The sequence below is a fragment of the Pseudorhodoplanes sp. genome (assembly GCF_035565855.1).
In the GTDB taxonomy this organism is placed as follows: Bacteria; Pseudomonadota; Alphaproteobacteria; order Rhizobiales; family Xanthobacteraceae; genus Pseudorhodoplanes.
On record NZ_DATMRX010000163.1, the window covers coordinates 1 to 4,225 of the forward strand.

Here is a 4,225-nt window from a genome sequence, read left to right on the forward strand (position 1 = left end):
GAAGACGTTGAGCGCAGGCGGCAGCGCGGCCATCAGCACCGCCGCATAGGTCCAGGACGTGCTGAACGGACCGAAAAGAGCGAGGAGGAAAAAGACGATCAACGGATGCAGGATCAGTTTGACCGGAATGATGGCCGGCACATCCCAGGCCAGTTTCGGCAACGGCCTCAAGGCGACCGTAACGCCGAGCACGAACAAGGCGCAGGGCGCAGCCGCATTCTGCAGGAACTGCATCAGCCGGTCGAGCGCCACCGGCGGCTCGAAATGTATCGCGGCTGACGCAACGCCAAGCAAGGTGGCGAGGATGAAAGGATGCAGCGCGATGCGGCGGCCGACGAACAGCACCGACCGCCAGAAGCCGCGGCTTTCGCCGCCGCCGATTTCCATCAGGAACGGCACCAGCGAGAACAAGACGATGCTGTCGAAGCAGAAGATCAGCGCGACCGGTGCCGCCGCCTGCGGCCCGAGGGTCGAGAGCGCGAGGCCGGGCCCCATATAGCCGATATTGCCATATCCGCCCGCGAGCCCCGCGATGGTCGCCTCAGGCAAGGTGCGACGGCCGAGCTTTGCGATGACAAGCGCAATGAAGAAGGCGATGGTCGTGGCGAGCGATGTCGCCACCACGAACCAGACATTGGCCAGTTCCTCGAGCGGGGTCTTCGCAACGATCCGGTAGAACAGGCAGGGCAACGCGACATAGACGATGAAGAAGTTCATCCATGCGAGGCCGGTGTCCGGAATCTGCTTCAGCCGGCCGCAAGCAAGACCAAGGAAGATCAGCCCGAAATACGGAAGCGCCAGATTGAGTACGTCGATCATGAATGCAGCGCTTCGATCGGGTCCCGGCTTTTGCGGAACGATTCAAGCCCTTGGCAGAAGCGGGTTATAGCGCTGAAAAAACCGGCCGGTCCATCGACCGGCCGGTTTCTTTTGCAGGCTGAAGAATGCGCTGAGCCTACATCTTGCAGTCCTTGGCATAGATGTCGCCGTGGTTCGACAGCACCTTTGCTCCGGTCTTGAGAACGAAGTCTCCGGACGGTGTCTTGTCGGCCTTCAGCGCATACCAGTCCTGGATCGGATGCTGGTTCTTGTCGAATTTGAAATTGCCGCGGACCGATGCGAAATCGGCCTTGCGCATCGCGGCGCTCACCGCGTCCATGTTGTCGGTGCTGAAGTTCGTCGCCTTCAGGCCCGACCCGATCAGCAGGCCAGCGTCGTAGCCCTGCGCGGCATAGCTCGTGACCGGGCGATCGCCGTATTTCGCCTTCCAGGCAGCAACGAAGGCCTTGCTAGCCGGATTGTCGAAATCGTCATTCCACTGGCTCGCCACCTGGACACCGACGGCGGCATCCTTCAGCACCTTCACCATGGCCTGGTCCATCGACGCGGCATGCATCACCAGCGGGATTTTCAGCCCGGCCTGGTGGTACTGGCGCAGGAACGCAATGCCCATTCCGCCGGGCTGGAAGCCGTGAACGAAGTCGGGATTGGCGGCGCGGATTTCGGCAATTTCCACGGCGAAATCGGTCTGCCCGAGATTTGTATATTTCTCCGCGACAACCTCGCCGCCGAACTCACGCTTGAAGGCCTGCAGCATGTCCTTGCCGGACGGATAGTTCGGCGCCAGCAGGTAGGCCTTCTTGTAGCCAAGGGACTTTGCCAATGCGCCGACGCTTTCGCCCTGCCCGTCATTCTGGAAGGACACGACGAAATAGTTCGGGTTGCAGCCCTTCCCGGCAAAATTGGTCGCTGCCGAGTTCGGACTGACATAGATAGCGCCGGCGTCAAGCACATCCGGTACAACGGCCGCCGCGACGTTGCCGAAAACGATTCCGGTGAAGATCTTGACGTTGCTGCCCTTGAGGAAGCGGTCGGCGATCGACTTGGCCTGACCGGGCTTGATGCCATCGTCCTCGATCAACACCTCCGGCTTGTTGCCTTCGAACGGGCCGCCCTTCGCCTCGACCGCGAGCATGAAGCCGTCGCGAATATCGGCGCCGAGATAGCCCGCAGGTCCGGACAGCGTGGTGATTAGACCGATTTTGACCGGGTCCTTGGCCAATGCCGGACTTCCGGCCAACGCAAGCGCCACCACGGCGCAGACGCTTTTGAATGCACGCATATTCGGACCTTTCCCTTGTGTCACGACAAGCCGCTGTTCCGGCTCAACCCGAGGCGGCCGGTTGAATCCGGCCTCGCCTTGTCGGGGGGCATGAGTGTCGAGCCTCGGTCGGGATCGCGCAAGTACAAAAGTTCGGCTTGGCGGCGCGTCGGCGCTGCATTATTTCGTATCGTATGAAGCTGCCCCGCAATTTTTTCAAACCGCTCGCGGCCGGCGCCCCGGCGCCCTTGCGCGAATTGCCCGTGCGTCTCGAACGCATGATTCATTTCGTCCCCCCGCATATCGAGAAGGTGACCGCGAAGGTCCCGCAGCTCGCGCGCGAGGTCGATGTGGTCCTCGGCAATCTCGAGGACGCCATCCCGGCCGATGCCAAAGAGGCCGCGCGCAACGGCTTCATCGCCATGGCCAAGGCCACCGATTTCGGCTCGACCGGCCTGTGGACTCGCATCAATGCGCTCAATTCGCCCTGGGTGCTGGACGACATCACCGAACTGGTCGCGGCCATCGGTAACAAGCTCGACGTCATCATGCTGCCCAAGGTCGACGGGCCGTGGGACATCCATTACCTCGACCAGTTGCTTGCGCAGCTTGAGGCGCGGCACGGCGTGTCGCGCCCGATCCTCATTCACGCCATCCTTGAAACCGCCGAAGGCGTGATGAATGTCGAGGCCATCGCGGCCTCGTCGCCGCGCATGCAGGGCATCAGCCTCGGACCTGCGGACCTTGCCGCCTCACGGGCGATGAAGACAACGCGGGTCGGCGGCGGGCATCCCGAATACAGGGTGCTGGCCGACGCGGCGCCAAGCGGGGGCGCGCGCGCGGCCTATCAGCAGGACCTGTGGCATTACACGCTCGGCAAGATGGTCGATGCCTGCGCCGCCGCCGGCATCAAGCCGTTCTATGGACCGTTCGGCGATTTCTCCGACCCCGAGGGCTGCGAGGTGCAATTCCGCAACGCCTTTCTGATGGGCTGCGCCGGAGCTTGGTCGCTGCATCCGTCCCAGGTGGCGATCGCCAAGCGCGTCTTCTCGCCCGATCCAAGGGAAGTCGCCTTCGCCCGAAAGATTCTTGATGCAATGCCGGACGGGACCGGCGCCGTCATGATCGATGGCAAGATGCAGGACGACGCCACCTGGAAACAGGCCAAGGTGCTGGTCGATCTCGCGCGACTGGTCGCCACGAAGGATCCCGACCTTGCCGCGCAATATGGCTTTTGAGCGGGATGGTTTCCGGTAGGCTGGATTTGCTAGATTGAGTAAAAGCGCACGACCGGTTCGGAACGCGTCTTAGGAATCGCGTGCCTGTTTCAAGGTTTTGGTGATGCCCAGGTCATTGTACGAGACAATCGGCGGCTTCAACGTCATTTCGAAGATTGTCCTCAGCTTCTACGACAAGGTTTTGGATTCCGACAAGGTCGCGTCCTATTTCACCGGCATCGACATGAAGCGGCTGATCGACCATCAGACCAAGTTCATCTGTTCCCTGCTCGGCGGACCTGCGAGCTTCAGCGACGAACAGCTTCGGCACGCGCACCGCGAGGTAAAGGTCACCGACGAGGCGTTCGACGAAATCACGGCGCTGTTTTCCGATGCGCTTCATGAGGCGTCATTGAAGCCCGTGGAGATTACGCAAATCGTGAGCGCGTTCGAATCGAAGCGTCCGCTGATCGTGTCGCAATGACGGCCGACACGTCAGCGCTTCAATGCCTCAATCACGTCTCGCTCGGCGTCATTCTCTGCGACGCGCAGAGCCTGACGATCAGCTTCGCCAACGAACAGGCCGAGAAATGGTTCGGGCCAGGGCTTGCCGGACGCGCCTTGCCTTCGGCTGTCGCATCGGTCTCGGCCGATGACCTCACCTCACGGCTCAAGGCGGGACGGCCCTATTCGACGACGGGCGAAGCTGCGCAACCAACCGGACGGCGCCTCGCCTACCGGCTGACGGTCAACACCCGGACATTCGGCGCGGACGGCCAGCTCGTCGCCGAGATCGAGAACATCTCCAAGCAGAAGGAGCAGGAATACCTGCTCGAGTCATTCTCCGGCCTGATCGAGCGCAAGAACCGCGAACTCGAACGCGAGCGCGAGCGCACCGAGCGGCTGC

At 61.9% G+C, this 4,225-nt stretch carries 5 protein-coding genes; 3 read left to right on the forward strand and 2 right to left on the reverse strand.

Annotated features, from left to right (window positions below; all coding sequences use genetic code 11):
* A partial coding sequence (locus VN004_RS09010) for an AEC family transporter (RefSeq protein WP_325609125.1) occupies window positions 1–819 on the reverse strand: 819 nt, incomplete at its 3' end.
* A gap of 136 nt (window positions 820–955) precedes the next feature.
* Window positions 956–2,122, reverse strand: coding sequence for an ABC transporter substrate-binding protein (locus tag VN004_RS09015; RefSeq protein WP_325609127.1), 1,167 nt, complete (start codon window positions 2,120–2,122; stop codon window positions 956–958).
* Between the two features lie 173 nt (window positions 2,123–2,295).
* On the opposite strand from VN004_RS09015, the gene VN004_RS09020 reads away from it, so the two are divergent.
* From VN004_RS09020 to VN004_RS09030, 3 genes are all read left to right on the forward strand, one after another.
* A complete protein-coding gene (locus tag VN004_RS09020) occupies window positions 2,296–3,339 on the forward strand; it encodes a CoA ester lyase (protein ID WP_325609129.1) in 1,044 nt (347 codons plus the stop codon).
* A 103-nt stretch (window positions 3,340–3,442) separates the two neighbouring features.
* Window positions 3,443–3,802 (forward strand): group 1 truncated hemoglobin, encoded by a 360-nt coding sequence (locus VN004_RS09025; protein ID WP_325609131.1) that lies wholly within the window; start codon window positions 3,443–3,445, stop codon window positions 3,800–3,802.
* The coding region (locus VN004_RS09030; RefSeq protein WP_325609133.1) for a hypothetical protein at window positions 3,799–4,225 on the forward strand (427 nt) is incomplete at its 3' end. The genes VN004_RS09025 and VN004_RS09030, both read left to right, overlap by 4 nt.

Bases quoted from the DNA above. Each gene is read 5' to 3' on its own strand.
- VN004_RS09015 (WP_325609127.1), bottom strand. From the start codon at position 2,122: ATGCGTGCATTCAAAAGCGTCTGCGCCGTGGTGGCGCTTGCGTTGGCC.
- VN004_RS09025 (WP_325609131.1), top strand. From the start codon at position 3,443: ATGCCCAGGTCATTGTACGAGACAATCGGCGGCTTCAACGTCATTTCG.
- VN004_RS09020 (WP_325609129.1), top strand. From the start codon at position 2,296: ATGAAGCTGCCCCGCAATTTTTTCAAACCGCTCGCGGCCGGCGCCCCG.